At 42.8% G+C, this 24338-nt stretch carries 25 protein-coding genes; 18 read left to right on the top strand and 7 right to left on the bottom strand.

Features of this window, described 5'->3' with window-relative positions; all coding sequences use genetic code 11:
- Positions 1–35: 35 nt before the first annotated feature.
- Positions 36–947 (bottom strand): LysR family transcriptional regulator, encoded by a 912-nt coding sequence (locus G573_RS0107690; RefSeq protein WP_027976180.1) that lies wholly within the window; start codon positions 945–947, stop codon positions 36–38.
- A gap of 258 nt (positions 948–1205) precedes the next feature.
- Between G573_RS0107690 and G573_RS0107685 the strand changes: the two genes are divergently transcribed.
- From G573_RS0107685 to G573_RS0107645, 9 genes are all read left to right on the top strand, one after another.
- Complete coding sequence (locus G573_RS0107685) at positions 1206–2213, top strand: uroporphyrinogen decarboxylase family protein (RefSeq protein ID WP_027976179.1); 1008 nt, start codon at positions 1206–1208, stop codon at positions 2211–2213.
- 27 nt (positions 2214–2240) lie between these two features.
- On the top strand, positions 2241–3098 hold the full coding sequence (locus G573_RS0107680; RefSeq protein WP_027976178.1) for a transporter substrate-binding domain-containing protein: 858 nt from the start codon (positions 2241–2243) through the stop codon (positions 3096–3098).
- A gap of 9 nt (positions 3099–3107) precedes the next feature.
- Positions 3108–3800 carry an amino acid ABC transporter permease gene (locus G573_RS0107675; protein ID WP_027976177.1) on the top strand — a complete coding sequence of 231 codons (693 nt, stop codon included), beginning with the start codon at positions 3108–3110 and terminating at the stop codon, positions 3798–3800.
- Positions 3801–3809: 9 nt separating this feature from the next.
- Positions 3810–4484: an amino acid ABC transporter permease gene (locus tag G573_RS0107670; RefSeq protein ID WP_027976176.1), complete on the top strand. Its 675-nt coding sequence runs from the start codon at positions 3810–3812 to the stop codon at positions 4482–4484.
- A gap of 9 nt (positions 4485–4493) precedes the next feature.
- Entirely contained in the window at positions 4494–5258 is a 765-nt protein-coding gene (locus tag G573_RS0107665) for an amino acid ABC transporter ATP-binding protein (protein ID WP_027976175.1), read from the top strand.
- A 253-nt stretch (positions 5259–5511) separates the two neighbouring features.
- A complete protein-coding gene (gene mvaD, locus G573_RS0107660; protein ID WP_027976174.1) occupies positions 5512–6444 on the top strand; it encodes a diphosphomevalonate decarboxylase in 933 nt (310 codons plus the stop codon).
- 4 nt (positions 6445–6448) lie between these two features.
- The gene (locus G573_RS0107655; RefSeq protein WP_027976173.1) at positions 6449–7447 is read left to right on the top strand and encodes a phosphomevalonate kinase; all 999 of its coding nucleotides are present in this window, start codon (positions 6449–6451) and stop codon (positions 7445–7447) included.
- Positions 7448–7455: 8 nt separating this feature from the next.
- On the top strand, positions 7456–8466 hold the full coding sequence (gene fni / locus G573_RS0107650; protein WP_027976172.1) for a type 2 isopentenyl-diphosphate Delta-isomerase: 1011 nt from the start codon (positions 7456–7458) through the stop codon (positions 8464–8466).
- 4 nt (positions 8467–8470) lie between these two features.
- Entirely contained in the window at positions 8471–8980 is a 510-nt protein-coding gene (locus tag G573_RS0107645) for a hypothetical protein (protein ID WP_027976171.1), read from the top strand.
- 69 nt (positions 8981–9049) lie between these two features.
- Here the strand turns inward: G573_RS0107645 and trhA are convergent, their stop codons facing one another.
- From trhA to G573_RS0107625, 4 genes are all read right to left on the bottom strand, one after another.
- Complete coding sequence (gene trhA, locus G573_RS0107640; RefSeq protein ID WP_027976170.1) at positions 9050–9706, bottom strand: PAQR family membrane homeostasis protein TrhA; 657 nt, start codon at positions 9704–9706, stop codon at positions 9050–9052.
- Positions 9684–10142, bottom strand: coding sequence for a DUF1836 domain-containing protein (locus G573_RS0107635; RefSeq protein WP_027976169.1), 459 nt, complete (start codon positions 10140–10142; stop codon positions 9684–9686). The genes trhA and G573_RS0107635 overlap by 23 nt, the downstream gene beginning before the upstream one ends.
- Positions 10143–10316: 174 nt before the next feature.
- Complete coding sequence (locus G573_RS0107630) at positions 10317–11600, bottom strand: hydroxymethylglutaryl-CoA reductase, degradative (RefSeq protein ID WP_037586851.1); 1284 nt, start codon at positions 11598–11600, stop codon at positions 10317–10319.
- Positions 11593–12765, bottom strand: coding sequence for a hydroxymethylglutaryl-CoA synthase (locus G573_RS0107625; protein WP_027976167.1), 1173 nt, complete (start codon positions 12763–12765; stop codon positions 11593–11595). Before G573_RS0107625 ends, G573_RS0107630 begins: the two co-directional genes overlap by 8 nt.
- A gap of 210 nt (positions 12766–12975) precedes the next feature.
- Here G573_RS0107625 and G573_RS0107620 point away from each other — a divergent pair, with 210 nt between their 5' ends.
- From G573_RS0107620 to mmuM, 7 genes are all read left to right on the top strand, one after another.
- On the top strand, positions 12976–13815 hold the full coding sequence (locus G573_RS0107620; RefSeq protein WP_027976166.1) for a thymidylate synthase: 840 nt from the start codon (positions 12976–12978) through the stop codon (positions 13813–13815).
- Positions 13816–13898: 83 nt separating this feature from the next.
- On the top strand, positions 13899–14396 hold the full coding sequence (locus G573_RS0107615) for a dihydrofolate reductase (RefSeq protein ID WP_027976165.1): 498 nt from the start codon (positions 13899–13901) through the stop codon (positions 14394–14396).
- Between the two features lie 217 nt (positions 14397–14613).
- Positions 14614–15846 carry an ATP-dependent Clp protease ATP-binding subunit ClpX gene (clpX, locus tag G573_RS0107610; RefSeq protein ID WP_027976164.1) on the top strand — a complete coding sequence of 411 codons (1233 nt, stop codon included), beginning with the start codon at positions 14614–14616 and terminating at the stop codon, positions 15844–15846.
- Between the two features lie 12 nt (positions 15847–15858).
- Positions 15859–16452 carry a ribosome biogenesis GTP-binding protein YihA/YsxC gene (yihA, locus tag G573_RS0107605; protein WP_027976163.1) on the top strand — a complete coding sequence of 198 codons (594 nt, stop codon included), beginning with the start codon at positions 15859–15861 and terminating at the stop codon, positions 16450–16452.
- A 188-nt stretch (positions 16453–16640) separates the two neighbouring features.
- Positions 16641–18008: an FAD-dependent oxidoreductase gene (locus tag G573_RS0107600; RefSeq protein WP_027976162.1), complete on the top strand. Its 1368-nt coding sequence runs from the start codon at positions 16641–16643 to the stop codon at positions 18006–18008.
- 175 nt (positions 18009–18183) lie between these two features.
- Positions 18184–19560 carry an amino acid permease gene (locus tag G573_RS0107595; RefSeq protein WP_027976161.1) on the top strand — a complete coding sequence of 459 codons (1377 nt, stop codon included), beginning with the start codon at positions 18184–18186 and terminating at the stop codon, positions 19558–19560.
- 9 nt (positions 19561–19569) lie between these two features.
- Positions 19570–20526: a homocysteine S-methyltransferase gene (gene mmuM, locus G573_RS0107590; protein WP_027976160.1), complete on the top strand. Its 957-nt coding sequence runs from the start codon at positions 19570–19572 to the stop codon at positions 20524–20526.
- A gap of 63 nt (positions 20527–20589) precedes the next feature.
- On the opposite strand, the gene G573_RS0107585 is transcribed toward mmuM, so the two are convergent.
- Positions 20590–21855, bottom strand: coding sequence for an aminotransferase-like domain-containing protein (locus G573_RS0107585; protein ID WP_027976159.1), 1266 nt, complete (start codon positions 21853–21855; stop codon positions 20590–20592).
- A gap of 96 nt (positions 21856–21951) precedes the next feature.
- Between G573_RS0107585 and G573_RS0107580 the strand changes: the two genes are divergently transcribed.
- Together G573_RS0107580 and G573_RS0107575 are read left to right on the top strand one after the other, a co-directional pair.
- Positions 21952–22803, top strand: a complete 852-nt coding sequence (locus G573_RS0107580) for a pyridoxamine kinase (protein WP_027976158.1) — start codon at positions 21952–21954, stop codon at positions 22801–22803.
- Positions 22800–23336 carry an ECF transporter S component gene (locus G573_RS0107575; protein WP_027976157.1) on the top strand — a complete coding sequence of 179 codons (537 nt, stop codon included), beginning with the start codon at positions 22800–22802 and terminating at the stop codon, positions 23334–23336. The genes G573_RS0107580 and G573_RS0107575 overlap by 4 nt, the downstream gene beginning before the upstream one ends.
- 293 nt (positions 23337–23629) lie before the next feature.
- Here the strand turns inward: G573_RS0107575 and G573_RS0107570 are convergent, their stop codons facing one another.
- Positions 23630–24274, bottom strand: a complete 645-nt coding sequence (locus tag G573_RS0107570) for an endonuclease III domain-containing protein (RefSeq protein WP_027976156.1) — start codon at positions 24272–24274, stop codon at positions 23630–23632.
- Positions 24275–24338 lie beyond the last annotated feature (64 nt).

Below are 24338 nucleotides of genomic sequence, written 5' to 3'. Positions count from 1 at the left end.
TTGCCATGACTAGTTTCGCTACTGGCTGAAACGTGTCAGCTGTTTGCGTCCTTGCTGTGTTCCTTTAAGCTTTTCTTGACAGCGGCGATGAATTTTTGTGTAATGGCAGACTCTTGCTTGCGGTTATTGGTAACAAAGCCAAGGGTATGTGTTTCGCTGTCCTTAAGAGGAATCAAAACAATCTGATCCTTGATGAAACTGTTGACGATGCCAAGTCCTGAAGCATAGGCGTCAGAGCCGCAGAGGATATTCATGACAGTGCCGCGGTCATTGCTGTAAAAAACAGCTTGGTCTTCCGGAGTACCCAAAGTATCTTCATCAAAGTTAAGACCGGCTGTTTCTTGTCTGAATCGGACCTGCTGATAATCTTTAAGCTGTGATTTTTCAATAAGCTTTTGCTTAGCCAAAGGATGGCCTTTTCTCAAAAAAATGCGTGTCGGGAAATCCCCAAGCGGAGTAAAGGTGAGATTGTACTGCTTGAAGTAGCGCTCTAAAATATGGCGGTTGTCATCGTTGAGATAGAGAATACCCAGATCGCTTTCAAAGTTAAGAACACTTTCCAAAATCTTCTTGGTTGTTGTTTCAATGAGGTGGAAATGTTGGTAGTCATCTTTAAAGCGCTCTGCTATTTCAAGAAGAGCGATGGTCAAAAAATCATAGTGGTGTGAGCTGATGGTAAAGCTGTTCTTGTAATTATCCTGATAGCGCTGCTGAAGCAGGTCTATTTCTCCCAAGATGCGTTTGGCATATTTCAGAAAATCATAGCCGTCATCCGTCAAACGTGTTCCGGTATTAGAGCGGACAAAGAGCTGTACACCCAGCTCTTCTTCCAATTCTTTGATGGATGAGGAAAGATTGGGCTGGGTGACATAGAGCCTTTTGGCAGCCTCGCTGAAAGATCCTGTCTTGGCGATAGCCTCAACATAGCGGCATTGTTGAATGTTCATAACGGTTTCCTTCTTACTGAGTTTTTCTGACATTATAACAAAAGAAGCAGCCTAAAATCTGCAAAAAGCTGATAGAAAAAAGCAAAGAGCTGATAGATTTTTTTTATAGCTTTTCTTGATTGTCCTTTCCTGCAAGGGTCCTGCTTTTAGACAGCTATAAATAAAATTTATGGTTTACCATAAAAAAGATAGATTATACAGACCAGACAGGAGGTGATAAGATAAAACCAAGTTTTATGCTACAAAGGAGATGAGCTTATGGCAGACAGTAAAAAAGAATGGGTTTTAAAAGCATTCAGAGGTGAAAATGTTGACAAAGTACCGGTTGGCTTTTGGTATCATTTTTTGCCGGAAGAAGAACTGGGGCAAGGTCTCAATAGCCGCAGCCTGTTTAAGAAAAACCTTGAAGGACACAGGAAGTTTATCAAAGAAGTGGATCCTGATTTTATCAAAATTATGAGCGATGGCTTTTTTACCTACCCTAATCCGTTAATCACTAAAGATGTGACTTCTGTCAAAGAACTGGCAGGTATTGCTTCTATTGGCAAAGATCATCCTTGGTTTGACCAACAGGTAGAGCTGGTTAAGGCGATTAAAGCTAGTTTTACAGAGGATATAGTAGCCATTTATAATATCTTTGCTCCGGTAACTTATCTTAAATGGCAGCTGGCCGGCAAGGTATCGAGCGGAGACAGCATTATTGCCCGCTTTTTCCAAGAAGATGCGCAGACGTTAAAAACCGTTTTGGATGTTATTGCTGATGACATTGCCATTTTAGTTCAAAAAATTATCAAAGAAACTGGGATTGAAGGAATCTATCTCAGTGTTCAGTCTATTCAAGATGAGCGTATCAGTTTCAAAGATTACAGCAGATACATTTCGCCCAGTGATCTGACTATTCTTGAAGCAGCCCATAAGGCAGATGGTCTGAGTGTGCTTCACATTTGCGGCTACGAGGGTGCCAGCAATGATATCAGCCTCTTTAAAGATTATCCGGCTCAGGTCTATAATTGGGCAGTGGGTCCGGAAGGCATCAGTTTATCGCAAGGCCGTGAGCTTTTTGGCGGTAAGACCGTTTTAGGCGGCTTTGTGAATACAACAGAAGGGCTGCTGTATCGTGGCAGTAAAGAAGAAGTGCAGGCACAGGTGAAAGCCCTGCTGCAAGAAGCCGGCAGAAGAGCTACCATTATCGGTGCTGACTGCACGATTCCAAGCGATATTGCTGCTGAACGCATCGCTTGGGTTAAAGAAGCGGCAGCTTTATAAGGACACAAAAAAAGAAAGGGAGATTAAATGGTTAAGAAAAAGTGGTTAGCTGCAGGCGGCATTCTTGTTTTAATTATTGGCGGGACTGTGATTGGACGTCAATTGGCAGGAAATCATGCAGCAAATGATAAGGTAAGGACCCTTAAGGTCGCTCATACGCAAAATTATGCCCCATACGATTATGTTAATGACAAGGGTGAAAGTACCGGCTATGAAGTAGAGGTCTTAAAAGCGATAGATAAAAAGCTGCCTGACTATAAATTTAAATATACAGGAACAAGCGATGAAGATTTACTGATTGGCCTAGAGTCGGGCAAATACGATATCGGCACTAAGGGAGCTTGGTATACAAAAGAACGGGCTGAGAAATTTATAATTCCTAAGGATGCTATCGGGGCCAGCGTCATTGGCTTTACCATCCGAAAAGATGATGAAAAAACAATTACTGATATTAACTCCTTTGCCAAATCAAGCGGCAAACTGGTTCCCATTTCGCCGCAGAATGCTCAGTGGAATGTAATTGAGGATTACAATAAAAATCACAAAGATAAACCAATTGCTCTGAAAGCCGCAGAGAGCTTTACCGTAGCGGACGCCTATGCCTGGGTTCTCGAAGGGCGTTATGATGCTTACTTTGATATAAAATTATCTTTTAAGCAAGCGGTCAAGGATAAGAATGGAGCTTACCACAAATATGCTGACAAACTCACTTGGTTCCCTTACAAGGGTATTGAGACCTATCCTTTGATTCACCGCAGCAAGTCCAATAAAAAATTTGTGACTGCCTACAACAAAGCCATCAAGGAACTACAAAAAGACGGGACCTTATCAAAACTGTCCAAAAAATATTTTGGAGAAGATGTCTTTAACTATGTGACAAAATAGGAGGTTGGTATGGTTTCTTACACACCAGCTTATGTTTTTAAGTTTTTGCCGACTATTTTATCCGCTCTGCCTTTGACTCTTTGGGTAATTTTTTTAACGGTTCTCTTGGGGTCGCTGCTAGGAGCAGGGCTTGCCTGGGCACAGGCAGGCTCTGACACTGGTTTAGCCGGTTTTGCACGGGGGTATGTGTTTACACTGAGATGCACACCGCCGATTGTCTTACTTTTTCTGGTTTTTTACGGCCTGCCTGAATTTTTGACATGGTGGCTTCATTTAGATGTAGATGGCTGGTCACGTACCATTTTTGTTGTTGTGACTATGGTTTTACTCTTTGCAGCCTCTATATCGGAAGTATTTAAAGCGGCATACTTAGCGGTTCCTAAAGGACAGTTGGAAGCAGGACTGAGTATCGGTATGACAGGCTATCAAACGTTTATCAGGATTCTCCTGCCGCAGACGTTTAAAATTGCTCTGCCTAATATCACAACAGCTGTTTTGAATTTAATGAAAGATGCTGCCTTGGCTTATACGATTGGTTTAGTAGATATTATGGGAGCCGGTAATTTGCTGATTAGCCGTAATTTGGGAAATTATTCCTTGGAAACTTATACAGCAGTTGCCCTTATTTATTGGGGAATTGCCTTGATTTTGTCAGTGGTTTCTCATCTGATGGAGCACCGTCTTACAAAGGGAAATGTTTAAGGAGGTATTATGGATTTTAATTATATTGTTCAGACGTTTTTACTCTCCTTAAAAGGTGTTCCTGTTACTTTGGCTATTATGGCTGTCTCGATTTTGCTGAGTTTCTTTCCGGCTCTCTTTTTGGCGCTGGGCAGAATCTATAAGATTAAAGGGGTAACAACCTTTTCTGTGATTTATTTGGCTTTTATCCGAGCAACACCGCCCATTCTTTTAATTCTATTTTTCTACAGCCTTTTGCCCAGTATTTTAAATACGATTTTAAAATCAAGCGGACTTGATATTTTTAAACTCAATCCTATTTATTATGCTTTTATTATCTTTAGCTTGATGACAACAGGGACCTTATCGGAGATTTTACGCTCTGCCATTTTAACAGTTGATAAGGGGCAGCTGGAAGCAGCCCAATCTATCGGTCTGACAGCGACTCAGAGTTATCTCAGGATTGTTTTTCCCCAGGCTTTGCGAAATGCTCTTCCTAATCTTTGTAATTTAGTGATCAATATTGTCAAAGGAACCTCACTGGTTTTTGTTATGACGGTTAAGGATATTACGGCCATTGCCAAAGTAGAAGCGGCTCATGGTTACCAGTATTTTGAATCTTACCTGGTGATTTTTATTATTTATATTATTATCTGCGGTCTCATTCAGTTGGGATTTTCAGGCTTGGAGAAGCAGCTTGCTTAAGGAGAACTTATGTTAGATATTAAAAATTTATCAAAGCAATTTGGCGATAAGACTGTCCTTGACGATGTCAGTCTGAAGGTCAATAAGGGTGACGTTGTTGTCATTCTGGGGCCCAGCGGATCAGGGAAAACGACTTTTCTGCGCTGCCTTAATTATTTAGAGAAGGCTGATCAGGGACAGCTGACCTTAGACGGTCAGTCCTATGATCTAGCTTCCTTAAACCGAAAAGAGGTGTTGACTATTCGGCAGAAAACTGCCTTTGTCTTTCAGCATTACAATCTTTTTGCTAACAAAACGGCTCTGGAGAATATTTTGGAAGGTCTTGTTGTTGCGAGGAAAATTCCTAAGAAAGAAGCAGAGACCATAGCTTTAGAGGCCTTAGAAAAGGTGGGTCTACTAAGTTACAGAGATTATTACCCCAGTCAGCTATCGGGCGGTCAGCAGCAGCGCATCGGCATTGCGCGTGCTATTGCGGTGAAACCTGATGTTATCTTTTTTGATGAACCGACATCAGCCTTGGATCCAGAATTGATCGGTGATGTTTTAGGCGTCATGAAACAGCTGGCTGAGGAAGGCATTACCATGGTTGTCGTGACGCATGAAATGAGTTTTGCCAGAGACGTCGCTAATCATGTTATCTTTATGGACGGCGGACATATTATTGAAGAAGGAAGCCCTAAAGAATTTTTTCTGCGGCCTAAGGAAGAGCGAACACGGCGCTTTCTGGCTCGTATTTTATCCGACGATACTTATACTGTCAATTATGTTCTCTAATATTAGCACTGGTAAAATTTAAATATAAAAAGAGCGCTTCATAAGTTAGATAAAAATAGATGAGAAGGATTGCATTCTGTATTATGCAGAGTGCTGTCCTTTTTATTTTGTCTTGATACGCTTGCAGCTGTAAGAACGACCAAAGTTTGACCTGACTGCTTTCCGGCTATTAAGGGTCGCTTTTTTCTAATTTTTATATTAAAATAAGAAGGTGAGGCATGCGGCCAAATGGTAGGTGAAAGGGAGTTTCAAGGTGACTGAAAAAACTGTAAGTGTCAAATCTTATGCTAATATTGCTATTATTAAGTATTGGGGAAAGGCCGATGCCGAAAAGATGATTCCGGCAACCGGCAGTATTTCTCTGACGCTTGAAAACATGTATACGGAGACCAAACTGTCGCTCTTGCCAAATGCCGCTGCTGATGAATTTTATATTGACGGTGTTTTGCAAAATAAAGAAGAGCACGCCAAGATGAGCAAGATTTTGGACTATTTTCGAAAAGATCAGCCAGTCTTTGTGAAAATAGAAACGTCTAATAATATGCCGACAGCAGCGGGTCTGTCATCAAGTTCCAGCGGTCTGTCAGCCCTTGTGAAGGCTGCTAATGATCTTTTTGATAAGCATCTCAGTCAGAGTGAGTTGGCTCAGCTGGCAAAATTTGCATCAGGTTCTTCGTCACGTTCTTTCTTTGGACCGTTAGCTGCTTGGGATAAGGATTCCGGTGAGATTTATAAGGTCAAGACCGATTTAAATTTGGCCATGATCATGCTGATTCTAGATGATGCTAAAAAGCCTGTTTCCAGCAGAGAGGGCATGAAGCGCTGTGCTGAAACATCAACGACCTTTGACGAATGGATCAAGCAGTCTGAACAGGATTATGCAGATATGCTGGCTTATCTCAAGGCTAATGATTTTGAAAAAGTCGGTGAACTGGCTGAGCGCAATGCCCTGGCCATGCATGCAACGACTAAAACAGCCAACCCGCCCTTTTCTTATCTGACTGAGGCGTCTTACAGAGCTATGGATGCCGTTAAGGCACTGCGCGCCCAAGGTGAGCTCTGCTATTTCACCATGGATGCTGGGCCCAATGTCAAAGTTCTGTGCTTGGAAGAAGATTTAGATCGCTTGGCTGCTTTGCTGGCTCAAAACTATCAGATTATCAAGTCTAAAACAAAGGAACTTTAACATGATTGATGATGCCATTCAAGTGCAGACCGGCGGCAAACTCTATATTGCCGGTGAATACGCTGTTTTAACACCTAAGCAGTCAGCTATTATCAAGAATATTCCCATCTATATGACAGCCCATATCAAACCAGCCAGTCAGATTTCTATTTGGTCTGATATGTTTAACTATCGTGCAGGACTTGCAGCAGATGCCAATTACTCCTTGATTCAGGAAACTATCGCTGTTTGGGCTGCTTTTTTAGGCAAGAATGCGGCTGAGCTGAGGCCTTTTTCTCTGGACATCAGCGGGAAAATGGAGCGGGACGGACTTAAATTTGGCATTGGCTCCAGCGGCAGCGTGACCGTGCTGACCTTGAAAGCCTTGGCTCTTTTTTATGGTTTACAGCTATCAGCAGATACACTCTTTAAATTGGCTTCTTATACCTTAATCAAGCGCGGCGACAATGGTTCTATGGGAGATCTTGCCTGTATTGCTTATGATGACTTGATTTGCTTTACTGCCTTTGACCGTTCGCGCGTGCGCAGCTGGATTGAACAGGAAGACTTGCAGACAGTTTTAGAAAAAGACTGGGGTTATGCTGTTGAGGTTATTAAGCCAAGCCTGTCCTGCCATTTCCTCGTTGGCTGGACCAAGCAGCCGTCTATTTCGCGTGATATGATTAACTTGGTTAAGTCAGCCATCAATCCGAGATTTCTCAGTCAGACGCAGGCAGCTGTTCTTAGGCTCAAATCTGGATTGGAAACAGGTCAGAAGGCGGTCATTAAAGAAGAAATTGAGAAAGTTTCAGATCTTCTAGTTTCACTCAGCCCTGCTATTTACAATGACAAGCTGCAGGACTTAAAAGCTGCCAGCCAAGGTTTGGATGCTGTTGCCAAGTCATCGGGATCAGGCGGCGGAGACTGTGGAATTGCTCTGTCGTTTGATGAAAAAGCCAGTCAGACATTAATAGAGCGCTGGCAGGCAAAGGGTATCGAATTGCTCTACCAAGAAAAGTTATAGGAGAACGCATGGCAAACAGAAAAGACGATCATATCAAATATGCTCTTAAATATGAAGCCCCCTACAATAGTTTTGATGATATGGAACTGATCCATCATTCTTTGCCTGATTATGATCTGTCAGACATTGATCTGAGCACACATTTTGCTGGACGCGACTTTGATTTTCCCTTCTATATCAATGCCATGACCGGCGGTTCAGAAAAAGGCAGAGCCGTTAATCGTAAATTGGCTCAGCTTGCACAGGCGACAGGACTCGTCATGGTGACGGGCTCTTACAGCGCTGCCCTGCAAAATGAGCATGATAATTCCTACCCGACGCAGGAAGAATTTTCAGACCTGTTGCTGGCGACCAATATCGGCCTTGATAAGCCTGTTGAATTTGGGCAGCAGACGGTAGCTCAGATGAAGCCTATTTTTTTGCAGGTTCATGTCAATCTCATGCAGGAACTCCTCATGCCGGAAGGTGAACGTGAATTTCGCCGCTGGAAATCCAATCTTGCGGATTATGCCAGAGAGATTCCTGTACCGGTTATTCTTAAAGAAGTTGGTTTTGGCATGGATGTTAAAACTATTGAAACGGCTGCCAATCTGGGTATTAAGACCTTTGATATTTCAGGCAGAGGCGGCACCAGTTTTGCCTATATTGAGAATCAGCGAGGCGGCAGCCGTTCTTATCTCAATGACTGGGGACAGACGACCGTGCAGGCATTGCTCAACGCTCAGCAGTTAACAGACACAGTTGAAATTCTAGCATCGGGCGGTATCAGACATCCTCTGGACATGATAAAAGCCCTGACACTTGGCGCAAGGGCTGTTGGTCTGTCACGGACTGTCTTAGAATTGGTAGAACGTTACCCTCTTGAACAAGCTATTGATATTGTCAACGGCTGGAAAGACGATTTGCGCTTGATCATGTGTGCTCTCAACTGCAAAACTGTTGAAGATCTAAAGACTGTTGATTATATCTTATATGGAAAATTAAAAGATGCCCGGCAGGTCAAAAATCCCAGGAGGTAGTCAAATGCTGCTTAAAAGTTTTAATTTTTTCGAAACACAGCTGGTGGATTTTCCTAAACTGTTTTCGGATGATTTGATGAATGCAGATGCAGCACCGGATAAAGTCTATTTTGCTGGAATAAACCAAGCCTTCTCCCGCCTGACCAATGATGTTTATGCTGTCAGTGACGATGCAGACCATATTTCTGATTATTTGACAAGGGGCTACACAAATTTAACGGTGTACAAGCGGAGCTTTTCCATTTCTGATGATGGCTCAATGAGAAAAATTGACAAGAACTATACCGCGTGTTTTATAATCTTTAAAAGGAAAAATCGTTATTTTACAATTCACCAAAGAAGCTGGCCCCAAGAGCTGGACATTCTTATCAATCAGTGTTTTGCACAATCCGATCATTCCGAGACTCTAAAGAGTGAGCTTGTCAGTCTTTTGCAGCAAATCAAAAAAGAAGTAAATGCTGATAAACTGACAGTTATCGGTTTTAAAAAACTGAAGAGTTATTTCTGGCATTAAAACACAGACACAAAAAGAAAAGGAACCTGAGACAGAAATGCTCAGGTTCGTTTTTTATAGAAATAATTTTTACAGCATGTAGTAGACAATGGCAATATACTGAAGGGCAGAAGCCAAAAGAATGAAGAGATGCCAAATCATGTGGAAATACGGTCTTTTCTTAGCATAAAAGAAAGCACCGATAGTATAAGCAAGTCCGCCGCCCAGCATCAAAAGCCAGAAAGCAAGACCGGTTCTGCTGATAATTGCCGGAATGATAAAGACAACCAGCCATCCCATCAGCAGATACAGAAAGAGACTGAATTTGTCATTGATCTTCTTGGCAAAAATCTTATATAAAATGCCGAAAATCGTTGTTCCCCACTGTAAAACAATAATAAGGTAGCCCAACCAGCCGCTGACAAGGGATAGGGCGACCGGCGTATAAGACCCTGCGATAGCAATGTAAATCATGCTGTGATCAATAATGCGCAGGACATATTTTTGCGGTGAGTCATACTGCATTGAATGGTAGACTGTCGATGATAAAAACATCAAAAAGAGACTGATAACAAAAATGGACATACCGACAGCAGCTTTTATACCGTAATATTGATAGCTGTAGATAGCGGTAATCGGCAGCAAAATGAGCATTATGACAGCGCCGACAGCATGGGTGACACTGTTTGCAACCTCTTCGCCAAAGCTTAGTTGCTTGCTCAATTTAAGTGTTTGTGTTGGAGTCATCTGGATTACCTCTTTTTAATTCTAGAACAAGCTGATGCGTTTGATGATAGAGTTTCAATGTCTGGCAGGCAGCAATAATGACTGCTGGGACATCCTCTATATTGTCACCGTTCATGCAGGCGACAAAGTAATTATAACTGGTTTCTGACTGATGGTTAGCCGTCAGAATTTCCAGTGTTTGACTGATTTCCTGAATGGCAAAGACATTTTTTAAACTGGTTATGACGATCAAACGGGCCAGCTGTTTGCGGCTGTACTTTTTCTTGACAGGTTTATCAATATGTCCATGTTTGACATAGTTATTAATCATAGCTGCTGTCAGCCCTTTATCGTTTTGAGCAGAGAAGCCGGCGATCTGGTTGACATATAAAAGAACTTGGTCAAGATACAAATCTAGTTCCGGCAGTTCTTTCCATTGGGGATATGAATAAATCATAGATTACCACCTTTAGTTTATCTAGTTTTTGTTACTAGATTATATAATTATTTAAAAATAATGTCAAGTAAAAACTGCTAAACGGCAAAAATAAATACACGACGGAAAAAGCAGTGCCAGAACAAAGACAGTCTTTATAGCTTGATTAACGAAAAACCACTTAGACTGCTGTGTCTAAGTGGTTTCATCTCTGAGGTTTTGTAAAATAGTCTGGGCAGTTTCCAAATTCAGGTGTTCGGTTTTAAGAAGCAGAGCAGCTGCTTTAGGAAGCTCAGTCTCTTTTGCACCGGCAAGCAGCAGAAGGGACTTGGCCTGCAGTTTCATGTGTCCAGACTGAATGCCAGTACTGGTCAGGGCTTTAAGCGCGGCAAAATTTTGGGCCAGCCCGACAGAGGCAATAACAGCTGTCAATTCACGGGCATTTGGATTGCCCAACAAGTCATGAGCTGTCTGAACACTGGGATTGAGACCGATGGATCCGCCTTTGGTAGCGACAGGCATAGGCAGAGTCAGAGTTCCTTTGAGAACCTGCTGCTTTTGATCAAAAGTCCAAAGGGATAAGCCGCGATACTGCCCATCTTTAGCTGCATAGGTATGACCGCCTGCTTCGATAGCTCGCCAATCATTGCCGGTTGCCATGACAACAGCATCAATGCCATTGAAAATGCCTTTGTTGTGGGTGCTGGCACGGTAACTATCGGTTTGAGCCAGCCTGCTTGCCAGCTCTATCTTATGAGCAAATGTCTGTGCCTTTGCCTTATCACGGCTGAGAAACCTGAGGTCAACCTGACAGCTTGCCGTTACCAGAGATTCTGTTGCGTAATTAGACAAGATCGCCATCAGCTGCTGTCCGCCGGATAATTCTTCCAGTGTCGGCATCAGGGCCTCCATCATGGTATTAACCATATTGGCTCCCATGGCTTCCTGTGTGTCAACTGTCAGGTAAACAATAAGAAAATCGTCTTTAATATCAACTGTCAGACAGCGCGCGCCGCCGCCGCGTTTAACGATAGAAGGATAGGCTTCATCAGCCAAAACTAATAACTGGGCTTTTTGAGCCAGAATATCGTTTTGGGCTTTTCTGAGATTGGGAACCTGATAAAGCACGGCTTGCCCAATCATCTGCCGCTCATGAATGACCGTTGTAAAACCGCCGGAACGTTTGATGATTTTTGCTGCAAAGCTGGCAGCAGCAACAACGGAAGGCTCTTCGGTGACAAAGGGAACCTGATACTCTTTGCCGTCAATGAGAAAGTCAGGCGCTAATGCAAAAGGCAGAGAATGTGTTCCTATAACATTTTCTGCCATCTGGTCAGCTGTTTTAAGCGGCAGCTGGCGATTATGTTTCAGATTATCTAAATGTTCAGCGCTGAGCAGCTGCTTTTCAGCCAGCAGGCTGATTCTCTCCTCTAGGGATTTCTTAGAAAATCCTGTCCAGTTTACTTTGTTTTCAGTCATTAAATTTACCATAAATACGTTGATGCTCTGCAATTTCTTTTAAAGCAAAAGCACCTGTTTTATAATCTGCAAAGGAAGCATTGCCGTTTTCATCTAAAGCTGCTTCCTCAAAGAACATTTTTTCATATTCTGCTACAGATAAAGGGCTGCGCTGTGCAAGGTTTTCCAAACGATTGCTTTGCAGCTGCTCCTTGAAACCTTCAGCCAAGGTGCCTGTAAAGATTTCTGCGACAGCGCCGCTGCCGTAACTAAAGAGTGCAATCTTATCGCCGGATGTCAAATGCCGGCTGTTTTCAAGCAGAGAGAGGAGTCCCAAAAAAAGCGATCCTGTATAAATATTTCCGATCTGCCGGCTGTAAAGGATAGAAGCTTCAAAATTTGCTCTCAGCTTTTCCTGTAAGGCTTTTGGCAAAGTCTTATCCATAATTTTATTGAAACCTTTGAGGGCTAACTTAGGAAAAGGCAGGTGGAAACAAAAGGCTGTAAAATCAGCTAAAGAGGTTTCAAAGCGCTTCTGATACTCTGTCCAAGTTGTTTTCAGCATATCCAAATACTGTTTGGTAGAATAGATGCCGTTAACATAGGGTGTTATTGAGTAATTAGGCCGCCAGAAATCCATGATATCACGCGTTTGTGCCAGTGTTTCATCATGAAGGATCAGAATGCTGGGGTCTTTTTTGATTAACATGGCAATACTGCCTGCTCCTTGAGTTGATTCACCGGGAGTATTGATCCCATATTTAGCAATGTCGCTGGCCAGCACGAGCACCCGCGACTGAGGATGCTTTTCAACATGCAGCTTAGCATAATTGAGCGCTGCAGTAGCACTGTAACAAGCTTCTTTCATTTCGATACTGCGGGCAAAAGGCTGGATGCCCAGCAGCTGATGGACATAAACAGCAGCGGCCTTACTCTGATCAACGCTTGACTCAGTTGCCACAATGACCATATCAATCAGGTCTTTATCTTCATCTGTTAGAATCTCCTCGGCAGCAGAAGCAGCTAAAGTGATGATATCATCTGTAATAGGAGCGATACTGAGCGCATCAAGCATAAGACCCTTGCTGAATTTTTCAGGATCTTCGCCGCGGGCTGCGGCTAAGTCTTTCATTTTCAAGACATATTGGCTGGTCGCAAAACCAATTTTATCAATTCCAATTGTCATAGGTATTCCTTCTTTTCTGTTCAAATATATTTTTTGTAAAATATCATAGTTATTTTATCACAATTTGAAATAAAATTAACGAATAAACTTTTGAGAATCAAATTAAAAAACGTCCTGTGCTTGAGATCGGACGGCAGAGCCATTTTCTGCTATAATGTTTTTTAAAAGGAAATTCAGTGCTGATTTCCTACATACATAGAGAGGGAAGCTATGACCAAGGCAGATCTTATTTTTAAGGAAAACATTCATGAAATTTTAGAAACAGGTGCTTGGAGCGAACAGGCACGGCCCAAGTATAAGAATGGCCAGACAGCTAATTCCAAGTATATCACAGGTTCCTTTGCTGAATATGATTTGGCCCAAGGCGAATTTCCAATTACAACTTTGCGGCCGATTGCTATCAAGTCAGCCATTAAAGAAGTCTTTTGGATTTATCAGGATCAAACCAATGAGTTATCTGTTTTGAATGATAAATACGGCGTCAAGTATTGGAACGACTGGGAAGTCGGACAGACCGGGACAATCGGTGAGCGCTATGGTGCTATTGTCAAAAAGCATGATATCATGAACAAAATTCTCAAGCAGCTGGCTGAAAATCCTTGGAATCGCCGCAATGTCATCAGTCTTTGGGATTATGAAGCCTTTGAAAAAACGGATGGCCTGCTTCCATGTGCCTTTCAGACCATGTTTGATGTCCGCCGTGTGGGTGAGGATATTTATCTGGATGCAACACTGACTCAGCGATCCAATGACATGCTGGTTGCCCATCATATCAATGCTATGCAGTACGTCGCTCTTCAAATGATGATTGCTAAGCACTTTGGCTGGAAAGTTGGCAAATTTTTCTATTTTGTCAACAATCTTCACATTTATGATAATCAGTTTGAGCAAGCCAAGGAGCTTTTGAGCCGTGAGCCGTCAGATTGCCAGCCTCGATTAGTGCTGAATGTTCCTGACAAGACTGACTTCTTTGATATCAAGCCTGAGGATTTTGAGCTGATCGATTACAGTCCGGTCAAACCGCAATTGAAGTTTGATTTGGCTATCTAAAGCGGCAGATAAATTTTTTCTGAGCTTTTTTCAATAAATTTTGTTAAAATAAAAGAAATGAGAATAAAAGGTAATCTGTATAAATGACAAAAAAAATAATTGCCATTTGGGCAGAAGATGAAAATGGTTTGATTGGTGCTGATGGCAGGCTTCCTTGGCATCTTCCCAAAGAACTTAAGCATTTTAAAGAAACAACAACAGGGCATGCACTTTTAATGGGGCGTGTCACTTTTGATGGGATGAAGCGCCGAATACTTCCTAACCGTGAAATCTTGATTTTAACAAGGGATCGGGATTTTCAGGCAGAAGGCGTTAAAGCTCTTAACAGTCTGGAAGAAGTGCTGGCTTGGTTTGACAATCAGGACAAAAATCTTTACGTTGTCGGCGGTGCCAGTATTTATAAAGTCTTTGAAGGCCATTATGATGAACTGATCAAAACCAAAGTCCACGGGACATTTTCGGGGGATACCTATTTCCCTGACCTTGATTGGTCTGATTTTAAAGAGACAGCAAGCACAGATTTTGACAGTGATGATAAAAACGCTTATCCTTTTACCATTACTGTTTGGGAAAAGAAGTAGCAAGGAGATTTGCCTAAGATTATGCAAAGAAGTATTTTTGGGGTGTTTACTGCCTTTTTGTTTGTGATTTGTATCTTGTGCGCAATTCCTGCGTTTAGGAAAAATCGCTATGGTTTAGGAGTGTTTTTCTTATTGAATGCTTTTACGAATATTGTAAATACCATTCATGCTTTTTATGGAACCTTATTTTAAAAGAGATTAGAAATTAGAGGAAGAAATGGCTGGAAATAGAACTACTGATGTCACGGTTCACTGTTCATTCTGTGGCAAAAATCAAGATGAAGTCAAAAAAATCATTGCAGGCAACGGAGTGTTTATCTGTAATGAATGTGTTGAATTATCACAAGAGATTATCCGCGAAGAATTAGCAGAAGAAGTTCTTGCTGATCTTACTGAAGTGCCAAAACCTAAGGAACTCTTAGAAATTTTGGACAGCTATGTGATCGGGCAGGATCGCGCTAAGCGTGCCTTGGCTGTTGCTGTTTACAATCACTATAAGCGCATCAGTTTCACAGAAAGTCAGGAAGACCAGGATGTTGACTTGCAAAAGTCTAATATTCTGATGATTGGCCCGACAGGTTCCGGAAAAACTTTTTTGGCTCAGACCTTGGCTAAGAGCCTCAATGTTCCCTTTGCTATTGCAGATGCCACTGCTTTGACTGAGGCAGGCTATGTAGGCGAAGATGTTGAAAATATTCTGCTGAAATTGATTCAGGCTGCTGATTATAATGTGGAACGCGCAGAGCGCGGTATTATCTATGTCGATGAAATTGATAAAATTGCCAAAAAAGGTGAGAATGTTTCTATTACCCGCGATGTTTCAGGTGAAGGGGTTCAGCAGGCTCTGCTGAAAATCATTGAAGGAACGGTTGCCAGTGTTCCGCCGCAAGGCGGCCGCAAGCATCCGCAGCAGGAAATGATTCAGATTAATACCAAAAATATTCTCTTTATCGTTGGCGGTGCTTTTGACGGCATTGAAGATATTGTCAAGCAGCGCTTGGGAGAAAAGATTATCGGCTTCGGGCAAAACAATAAGAAGGTTGATGACAAGTCATCCTATATGCAGGAAATTATTTCTGAGGACATTCAAAAATTCGGTCTGATTCCGGAATTCATCGGCCGCCTGCCGGTCTTGGCTGCTCTTGAACAGCTGACTGTTGATGATCTGGTTAAGATTCTGACCGAACCTAAAAACGCCTTGGTTAAGCAGTACAAAACGCTTTTGTCTTATGATGGTGTTGAACTTGAATTTGACCAAGATGCTCTGGAAGCTATTGCTCAAAAGGCAATTGAGCGTAAAACAGGTGCACGGGGTCTTCGGTCAATTATCGAGGAAACGATGCTGGATTTGATGTTTGAAATTCCAAGTCAGGAAGATGTGACCTGTGTTCGTATTACCAAAGAGGCAGTTGAGGGAACAGACAAACCGATTCTTGAGACAGCTTCCTAATAAGGAGACCGTATGAGCGAGATTTTAAATACCCATAACGCCTCTCTTTTGTTAAGTGCAGTAAACAAGTCACATTATCCGCAGGATGATCTGCCGGAAGTGGCTCTGGCCGGGCGTTCAAATGTCGGCAAATCAAGTTTTATCAATACGCTTTTAGGGCGGAAAAATCTTGCCAGAACCTCGGGCAAACCCGGTAAGACTCAACTGCTTAACTTTTACAATATTGATGATAAACTGCGTTTTGTAGATGTTCCTGGTTATGGCTACGCCAAGGTTTCCAAGGCTGAGCGTGCTAAATGGGGAAAAATGATTGAGGAATATCTGACCGGCCGCGAGAATTTGCGGGCGGTGGTCAGCTTGGTTGATTTTCGTCATGATCCCAGTGCAGATGATGTTCAGATGTACGATTTTCTGAAATATTATGACATTCCGGTCATTCTGGTTGCTACAAAAGCTGATAAGGTGCCCCGTGGTAAATGGAATAAGCACGCAGCAGCGATAAAAAAGAAATTAGACTTTGATAAACGTGATCAGTTCATTATTTTTTCATCTGTTGACCGTACGGGCTTGGATGCCTCGTGGGACAGTATTTTGCAGCAGCTATAAATTTTTATCAAAGACAGTTCAGAAAAAACAGCCATGTTTTCTTGCTGAACTGTCTTTTCTTGTGTCTTTCAGGCATTTAAATGATGTTTGGAAGCGCTTGTTAAATTAATAATTCAATCATTTGACCTCCTATTTTGTCTAAGTTAGAATGAAAGCGTACCATAAAGGTAACTAAGGAGGTAAAACTTATGGGCAAACAAAAAGTTATTATTGTCGGAGCTTCACATGGTGGGCACGAATCTGCTATAGAATTATTAGATCAGTACTCTGATATTGAGGTTACTATCTATGAAGCAGGGGACTTCGTTTCCTTTATGTCCTGCGGAATGGAGCTTTATCTAAAAGATGAAGTGACAGCTAAAGACGATGTGCGTAATTTTGCGCCAGCCGATTTAGAAAAACGAGGCGGGAAAATTTTTAAGAACAATCAGGTTAGCGCTATTCATGCTGATCAAAAAACGGTTACTGTCCGTGATACCAAAACGGGACAGGAAAAAGAAGCTGCCTACGATAAGCTCATTTTGAGTTCGGGTGTTAAGCCTGTAATGCTGCCTGTTGAGGGAAATGATCTTGAGAATATTTACTTGATGCGCGGTTATGATTGGGCAACCAAGATCAAATCTGCTCTGGAATCAGACGCTGTTCAGGATGTGGTTGTTGTCGGAGCTGGTTATATCGGTCTGGAAGCAGTAGACGTCTTTGCCGGTGCCGGGAAGAATGTTACCTTGATAGATGTTATCGATCGTCCTCTGGGAACTTATCTGAACCCGGAATTAGTTGATATTTTAGAGCCTGAACTGGCAAAAAATCATGTCAACTTGTGTATGGGTGCTAAGATTGAAAGTTTTCAGGGAAGCGATAAGGTCGAAACGGTCATAACCGATAAAGGAACTATTAAGGCTGACCTCGTCATTGTTGCTGCCGGTGTTAAGCCTAATACAGACTGGCTGCAGGGCACAGTAGATTTAGAAGACGGCGGCTTTATCAAGGTGGATGAGTATTTTCGAACAAATCTTCCGGATGTTTATGCTATCGGCGATGCTGTTTTACCTCTGTCTATTCCGGCCGGCAAACCTATGCCGATCGCTTTAGCAACAACTGCCCGCCGCGAAGCTCAATATCTTGTTAAACATATTTTTGAAACGAAACCGCATGAGGCCTTTGCAGGTGTCGTTGGTTCTTCGGCCTTGAGTCTGTTTGATTATCATTTTGCAGCCAGCGGTTTAAATGCCTTTTCAGCCGCAAAAGCGGAAATACCATTTAAAACCAGCTTTTATGAAGATCGCCTGCGTCCAGCTTATATTCCTGATGACAGCAATCCTAAAGTTTATGTCAGCTTGACATTTAACCCGTTAACACATCAGATTTTGGGCGGTGCCGTTTTATCCAAATACGATGTAACAGCACAAGGCAACGTCCTATCACTGGCTATCGGCCATAAGATGACCTTAGAAGATTTAGCACAGGCTGATTTCTTCTTCCAGCCGGGCTTTGACCGGCAGTGGAGCCTGCTTAATTTGGCTGCTCAGCACGCTCTTGATTTGGCACGCTTTTAATCTGAATAAATCTCAAAACGATAGAAAGCAATGCTTCTATCGTTTTTGTATGCTGATTTAAGCAAGGGTGGCTGCTTGCGCATATAGTTTTTCTATATCGGATGATAGATAAAAACTATGTCTGAATTCCTGCCTTTCTGTGGTATGATAGAGGTATCAGACATTAGGAGGGTTTATGGAAAACCATAATTTTGAAAACGAAGGCCGGTTCAAGCGAAAAATGACCAGCCGCCACCTTTTTATGCTGTCTTTGGGCGGTGTTATCGGAACTGGGCTTTTCTTGAGTTCCGGTTATACGATTGCACAGGCCGGACCCTTAGGAGCGGTGATTTCCTATTTAATCGGTGCAGTGGTGGTTTATCTGGTGATGCTGTCGCTGGGAGAGCTGGCGGTTGCCATGCCTGTCACCGGTTCTTTTCATACGTATGCGACTAAATTTATCAGCCCGGGGACCGGATTTACCGTTGCCTGGCTCTACTGGATCTGCTGGACCGTTGCTCTGGGAACGGAATTTCTGGGAGCAGGCATGCTCATGGGACGGTGGTTTCCCCATGTTCCGACTTGGGTGTTTGCGACGCTTTTTGCTCTGGTTATTTTTGCCATTAATGCCCTCAGCGTCCGCTCTTTTGCGGAAGCCGAGTCTTTCTTTTCAAGCATTAAAGTGATTGCTATCCTTGTGTTTATTGTTTTGGGAATTGGAGCTATGATTGGAGTTGTTTCCTTTGAGGGCAGGCATGAGGCTATTCTTTTCAAGCATTTGCTGGCTCACGGAGCTATGCCTAAGGGTTTTGCGGCTCTCGTTTCGGTTATGCTGGCAGTTAACTATGCCTTTAGCGGAACTGAGTTGATCGGTATTGCCGCGGGTGAAACAGATAATCCTAAAGAAGCTGTTCCCAAAGCGATTAAGACAACAATCGGTCGCTTGGTGATTTTCTTTGTATTAACCATTGTGGTTCTAGCTTCGCTTTTACCAATGAAAGAAGCAGGTGTTTCAAGCGCCCCCTTTGTTGATGTCTTTGATAAGATGGGAGTTCCCTTTGCTGCCGATATCATGAATTTTGTTATTTTAACGGCTATTTTGTCAGCAGGAAATTCAGGACTTTACGCTTCCAGCCGCATGCTTTGGTCTTTGGCCAATGAGGGTATGATCAGCCAAAAGGTTGTCAAAATCAATGAACACGGTGTTCCCATGCGGGCCTTGCTGCTGTCTATGGCCGGTGCTGTTTTGGCTCTGTTTTCAAGTATCTATGCTGCAGATACGGTTTATCTGGCTCTTGTGTCAATTGCCGGTTTTGCAGTAGTGGTCGTATGGCTGTCCATTCCTATGGCGCAGATTAATTTCCGTAAAGAGTGGTTAAAAGATCACAGCGAGAAAGAGCTGTCATACAGAACGCCTTTTACGCCGGTGTTGCCTTATGTGACCATTGTTTTATTGCTGATTTCTATCATTGGTATTGCATGGGATGCTTCACAAAGAGCAGGGCTTTATTTCGGTCTGCCCTTTATAGCCTTATGCTATCTGTATTATTATTGGCGTTATCGAACGTTTTAAGGAGGTTTTATGGGACGATTTAAAACATTGTTAGAGCAGGAAGATTATTTGATTTTGCACGGTGCTTTGGGAACAGAATTGGAATTCTTAGGGCACGATGTATCAGGAAAACTGTGGTCAGCCAAATACTTGTTAGAAGATCCCGGATTGATTCAGTCTGTTCACGAGACCTATTTGCGTGCAGGTTCTGATATCGTAACAACTTCCAGCTACCAAGCCAGCCTGCAGGGGCTGTGTGATTACGGTCTCAGCCAGAAAGAGGCCGAAAAAACCATCGCCTTGACTGTTGATTTGGCTAAAAAAGCTAGGGAAAACGTCTGGCAGGAATTAAGCGAGGAAGAAAAACAAGCGCGTCCTTATCCTTTGATCAGCGGCGATGTCGGTCCTTATGCCGCTTACTTGGCTGATGGTTCCGAATACACCGGCGATTACGGTGATATAGACAAAGAAGCGCTTAAAGATTTTCACAGACCGCGCCTTGCTGTCCTGCTGGACAAGGGCAGTGATCTGTTAGCATTAGAAACTATTCCCAGTTTTTTAGAAGCTCAGGCTTTAACTGAACTGCTGCAGGAGGAGTTTCCTGATGCAGAAGCTTATATGAGCTTCACCGCTCAAAACAGCAGCGGCATTTCTGATGGTACCGCTATAGAAGACGTCGCAGCTTTGCTGGACGGGGTACCGCAGATTTTGGCTGTGGGCATTAACTGCAGCTCACCCTTGGTTTATGATGAGCTTTTAAAGAAAATCAGTGCTGTTACCGATAAACCGCTGGTAACCTATCCCAATTCAGGTGAGGTTTATGACGGTCAGCACCAGACATGGACTCAGACAGCTGACAGATCGCACACGCTTTTAGAAAATACCCTTTCTTGGCAAAATCTGGGAGCTAAAGTTGTAGGCGGCTGCTGCCGGACGAGACCCAGTGATATTGAAAGCTTAAGCAAGGGACTAAAACTGCGCCGCTAAAGCTGTGCTTTAAACATTATCAAAAATAAAGGGGCTGAGTAAAAATTTTCAGTCCCTTTGATTTTAGCTATTTAAAAGGCTTACCACATCCTGCCAATTGCTGTCTTTTTTGAGATGGACAAACTGATAGGGACAGTCAGTGATATAATTTTTTTCTAAGAAGTCAGGCGCATGCAGCCTATGCCGCAAAAGTGCCAGGTTTGTCTTAGGAGGCAGCTCAAGAACCAGCGAATCATGAAAGAGATGGTGAGGAAGCTGAAGAAGAGCAGCCGGAATTTCTTTTTCTAGTTCATTTCGCTCTTGGCTGCGAATCTGTCTGAGGTGCTTCTTGTTTTTGGCAAACATGCCGTTATCAATATAGAGCGACAGCGCCTTTTGCATGATAAGGTTGGTGTCATAGTCGATCAAACTTTTGTAGGCCAGAAAATTTTTCAGCAGTTTTCTTGGCAATACTAAGCCGCCCAGACGCAGAGCCGGGAAAAGCGTTGCCGAAAAAGACTTGAGGTAGATAACCTTATCATTGGTATCCAAATAGTGCAGGGAAACATTGGACGTTTTATCAAAATCTGCCATGTAGTCATCTTCCACGATATAGACATCGTATTTTTGCGCCAGCTCTACCAGAAGCTGCTTTTCTTTAAGACTGTATGAGAGGCCTAAAGGATTGGAAAGCCGCGGAATGGTATAAAAAAATTTAATATCTTCCCGGCGGAAAAGTTCTTCCAAGACATTAAAATCAAGGCTTCCGAAACTGCGATCAATGGTCAGATAGGGAAGGTTTTGGGATTTCACCAAGGCGTTCATGCGATGATAGGTTGGCTGTTCCAGCAGAATCGTTTTTTTCTTATTAGGAAAGTCCATCTGAGACAGGATATACAATGCCTGCTGAGTTCCGGAGGTGACCGCAATCATTTCTTTTTTGCTGTAAACGGCCTGGTCTAAAAACAGGGTCTGCAAGGACTGGGTCAATTCCTCCAGCCCTTCCTGCCGGTGGTAATAGTTGAAGAGGTAATTTTCCCGGCCGACTAAGGTTTCGTTCATGCAGGTTCTGAAGTCTTCATAGGCCATATTGTTGTAATCACTGGAAGAGACCTCAGGCAGCAGTTCTTCTTCGTGATTGTCTTCCAAAACATAATAGCCGCTTTTCGGAACAGGGTAAATATATTTTTGATATTTTAATTCTGATAAGGCCTTTTGGACGGTGTCCTTGCTGCAGCTAAATTCAGAACTTAGCTGGCGGATAGAGGGCAGTTTGTCTCCTCGCTTGAGTTTGCCGCTTTCGATTTGCTGAACAATAGTTGTTAAAATTTCTTGATACTTACTAGCCATTTTGTCCCCATACAGTTTGATTTTGTCCCTATTGTACCTTATTCCAAAATTTCTTACAATAATTTTGAGTTTTTAAAAGAAATTGAGGGATTTTTTATGATACCGCGTTTGCTGGTGGCGAGTGATCTGCCCGGCTTAGGCAAGGTTGCTCTGGCCGGCAGTCTGCCCATTATGGCAGCCTGTCAGGCAGAAACAGCGATTTTACCGACCGTCCTTTTGTCTTCACATACAGGCGGTTTTAAAAATATTCAAATAGATGATTACACCGCCGGAATGGCTGGCTTTCTGTCACAGTGGCAGGAATTGGATCTTGTTTTTGATGGCTTAGTGACAGGCTATTTAAAAAATAAGGACCAGATTGCTCTGCTGATTGATTTTGCGGAGAAAAAGAAGATTCCGCTTTTTGTAGATCCTATTATGGGGGACAATGGACAGTTTTATCAAGGATTTGATCAAGCTTATGCACAAAATATCCGCCGCCTCTGTCAAAAAGCAGATGTCATTACGCCTAATCTGACAGAAGCTGCTTTTTTAACAGACACAGCCTATCTTGGAGATAGTTATGGGCCGGCCCAGATTGAGAATCTTTTGTGGCAGTTGTCTGACCTAGGTCCCCAAATCACGGTTTTGACCGGGGTGTCTTTTGAAAAAGATAAGATCGGCTTAGCCCTGTATCAAAAGAAAGCTGACAAAATCGTTTATGTGATGGCCAAACGCTATCCTCAGCTATTTTACGGAACCGGAGATATTGTCACAGCTATCATGGCCAGCGGCTATTTCCATGGGATTGCAGCGGAAAAATCAGCCCGCCTGGCCTTAGACTTTCTGGACGAGGCCATCCAAAGTACGCTGGCTTTAAAGCGTGACTTAAAATACGGTCTTTGCTACGAGCCGCACTTGTTCGAGCTTATCAAACAGCATCACCTGTTATTGGAGGAAATAAAATGAAAAAAGAAGAATTGCGTCGGATAATAGAAGTCAGCTTGTTTGCCGCTTTGATTTTGGTCAGTGTTCAATTTTTACGGATACAAGTGGGGCCGCAGTTTATTCACTTGGGGAATGCTTTGGTAGTCGTGGCTGTCCTTGTGTTTGGTTCTAAATTTGGCGCCCTAGCGGCAGCGCTGGGGCTAGGCTTGTTTGATATTTTAAATGGCTATGCAGCGGAAGTTTGGATAACGATTTTAGAATCCTTGATTGTCTGTTATGTGCTGCATCTGGTTTATGAGAAGGCTATGAAATCAAAGGATAAGGCAAGCAATATCCTTGCTGTCGGCATTATTGCTGCCCTGACAAAAATCATTCTCAACCTAGTCAAGTACACCATCATTAACAGCTTAGTGGGGAATCTGCCTTTGCTTGCGGCCATGACAGGAGCTCTTGTCAAAATTACCGGAACTTTCGGAACTTCAATAGTAACTGCTCTTGCAGTGCCCTTGCTGTACCCTGTTTTCAAAGGTATTGTTCAGGGCAAAAGACAATAGTCGAATGAAGTAAAAAAATGAGAGAGTGGGACAAAAATCGGTAAATCGTCATGAAATGGCGATTTACCGATTTTGTTGTCCCACCTCCGCACAGTTTATTAGGATGGCCGCTATCACTTGCGTAGCAAGGGATAAGGACTTCCAATAAACCACTGCGTTAAATATGTGATACTTCATAAATTGAAAGAGTTTGAGACTTTTGTCCCAAACTCTTTTTTATTATTCAAAAATAACAGGTGCACACTGGCAGTGTTTTAGACAGCAAGCAAAAGTTACAGACAAGCAGCTTTGTTTTATAAAATGAGTTTATCACCCGCCAAAAAGCTGTTTTCAAAATTTTTGGGCGGATGAAAATAGTCTTTGCCAAATTCATCAATCAAACCATGAAATTCTTGGGCGTCCTGATAAGTAAAAGGGGCTGGCAGCTGGGTCAGCTGACGGCTCAGGCTCTGATAATCGCTTAAGCCGGAAAGACCCAGATGGCTGAAAAGCGTTCTGGCATATTTATCAGCAATAAACTGCGGCTGATCAAAGATATAGGTCAGAAGAACGTCGGCCGTTTCGGGACCAACACCGTGGAGTTTCAGCAGGGTTTGGCGCAGGTTTTGCCCGTATTGTTTCACAGCGGCATGAGAATCTTCCTGATTCTCCAGATACCACTTAGAAACTGTCCGAATCGCCTTGCTTTTATTTTTCATAAAGCCGGCCGGGCGGACTAAAAATTCTAATTGTTCTGAGGACAGGTCCTGTATCCTGCGAAAATCGTAATCCGTCTCAGCTTTGATCAGCTGTGAGGCGCGTGTAGCGTTTTTTTCGGTTGTATTTTGAATGAGAATGGCTTCGATGATAATCTGCTGTTTGCTGTCAGCGGGCCACCAGTCAGTAGGCCCCATGTGACGGAGCATTTTTTGATATAAATCGTATAAAGTTAGTTCCATAGATAGCAGGCTTTCTGTTAGAATAATCTTACTTTAACAAATTATCCAAGCATTTTCAAATAGA

It is taken from the genome of Streptococcus devriesei DSM 19639, assembly GCF_000423725.1.
GTDB lineage: Bacteria > Bacillota > Bacilli > Lactobacillales > Streptococcaceae > Streptococcus > Streptococcus devriesei.
This window is presented reverse-complemented; position numbering and strand designations above follow the sequence as displayed.

Excerpts from the sequence above, each read along its gene's own strand:
- G573_RS0107630 (WP_037586851.1), bottom strand. The coding sequence starts at position 11,600 with ATGACTGAAAACAAAGTAAACTGGACAGGATTTTCTAAGAAATCCCTA.
- G573_RS0107675 (WP_027976177.1), top strand. The coding sequence starts at position 3,108 with ATGGTTTCTTACACACCAGCTTATGTTTTTAAGTTTTTGCCGACTATT.
- G573_RS0107600 (WP_027976162.1), top strand. The coding sequence starts at position 16,641 with ATGGGCAAACAAAAAGTTATTATTGTCGGAGCTTCACATGGTGGGCAC.
- G573_RS0107615 (WP_027976165.1), top strand. The coding sequence starts at position 13,899 with ATGACAAAAAAAATAATTGCCATTTGGGCAGAAGATGAAAATGGTTTG.
- G573_RS0107685 (WP_027976179.1), top strand. The coding sequence starts at position 1,206 with ATGGCAGACAGTAAAAAAGAATGGGTTTTAAAAGCATTCAGAGGTGAA.
- G573_RS0107665 (WP_027976175.1), top strand. The coding sequence starts at position 4,494 with ATGTTAGATATTAAAAATTTATCAAAGCAATTTGGCGATAAGACTGTC.
- mmuM (WP_027976160.1), top strand. The coding sequence starts at position 19,570 with ATGGGACGATTTAAAACATTGTTAGAGCAGGAAGATTATTTGATTTTG.
- G573_RS0107575 (WP_027976157.1), top strand. The coding sequence starts at position 22,800 with ATGAAAAAAGAAGAATTGCGTCGGATAATAGAAGTCAGCTTGTTTGCC.
- G573_RS0107690 (WP_027976180.1), bottom strand. The coding sequence starts at position 947 with ATGAACATTCAACAATGCCGCTATGTTGAGGCTATCGCCAAGACAGGA.
- G573_RS0107635 (WP_027976169.1), bottom strand. The coding sequence starts at position 10,142 with ATGATTTATTCATATCCCCAATGGAAAGAACTGCCGGAACTAGATTTG.
- clpX (WP_027976164.1), top strand. The coding sequence starts at position 14,614 with ATGGCTGGAAATAGAACTACTGATGTCACGGTTCACTGTTCATTCTGT.
- G573_RS0107620 (WP_027976166.1), top strand. The coding sequence starts at position 12,976 with ATGACCAAGGCAGATCTTATTTTTAAGGAAAACATTCATGAAATTTTA.
- G573_RS0107670 (WP_027976176.1), top strand. The coding sequence starts at position 3,810 with ATGGATTTTAATTATATTGTTCAGACGTTTTTACTCTCCTTAAAAGGT.
- yihA (WP_027976163.1), top strand. The coding sequence starts at position 15,859 with ATGAGCGAGATTTTAAATACCCATAACGCCTCTCTTTTGTTAAGTGCA.
- G573_RS0107625 (WP_027976167.1), bottom strand. The coding sequence starts at position 12,765 with ATGACAATTGGAATTGATAAAATTGGTTTTGCGACCAGCCAATATGTC.
- G573_RS0107580 (WP_027976158.1), top strand. The coding sequence starts at position 21,952 with ATGATACCGCGTTTGCTGGTGGCGAGTGATCTGCCCGGCTTAGGCAAG.
- G573_RS0107595 (WP_027976161.1), top strand. The coding sequence starts at position 18,184 with ATGGAAAACCATAATTTTGAAAACGAAGGCCGGTTCAAGCGAAAAATG.
- G573_RS0107645 (WP_027976171.1), top strand. The coding sequence starts at position 8,471 with ATGCTGCTTAAAAGTTTTAATTTTTTCGAAACACAGCTGGTGGATTTT.
- fni (WP_027976172.1), top strand. The coding sequence starts at position 7,456 with ATGGCAAACAGAAAAGACGATCATATCAAATATGCTCTTAAATATGAA.
- G573_RS0107585 (WP_027976159.1), bottom strand. The coding sequence starts at position 21,855 with ATGGCTAGTAAGTATCAAGAAATTTTAACAACTATTGTTCAGCAAATC.
- G573_RS0107570 (WP_027976156.1), bottom strand. The coding sequence starts at position 24,274 with ATGGAACTAACTTTATACGATTTATATCAAAAAATGCTCCGTCACATG.
- trhA (WP_027976170.1), bottom strand. The coding sequence starts at position 9,706 with ATGACTCCAACACAAACACTTAAATTGAGCAAGCAACTAAGCTTTGGC.
- G573_RS0107680 (WP_027976178.1), top strand. The coding sequence starts at position 2,241 with ATGGTTAAGAAAAAGTGGTTAGCTGCAGGCGGCATTCTTGTTTTAATT.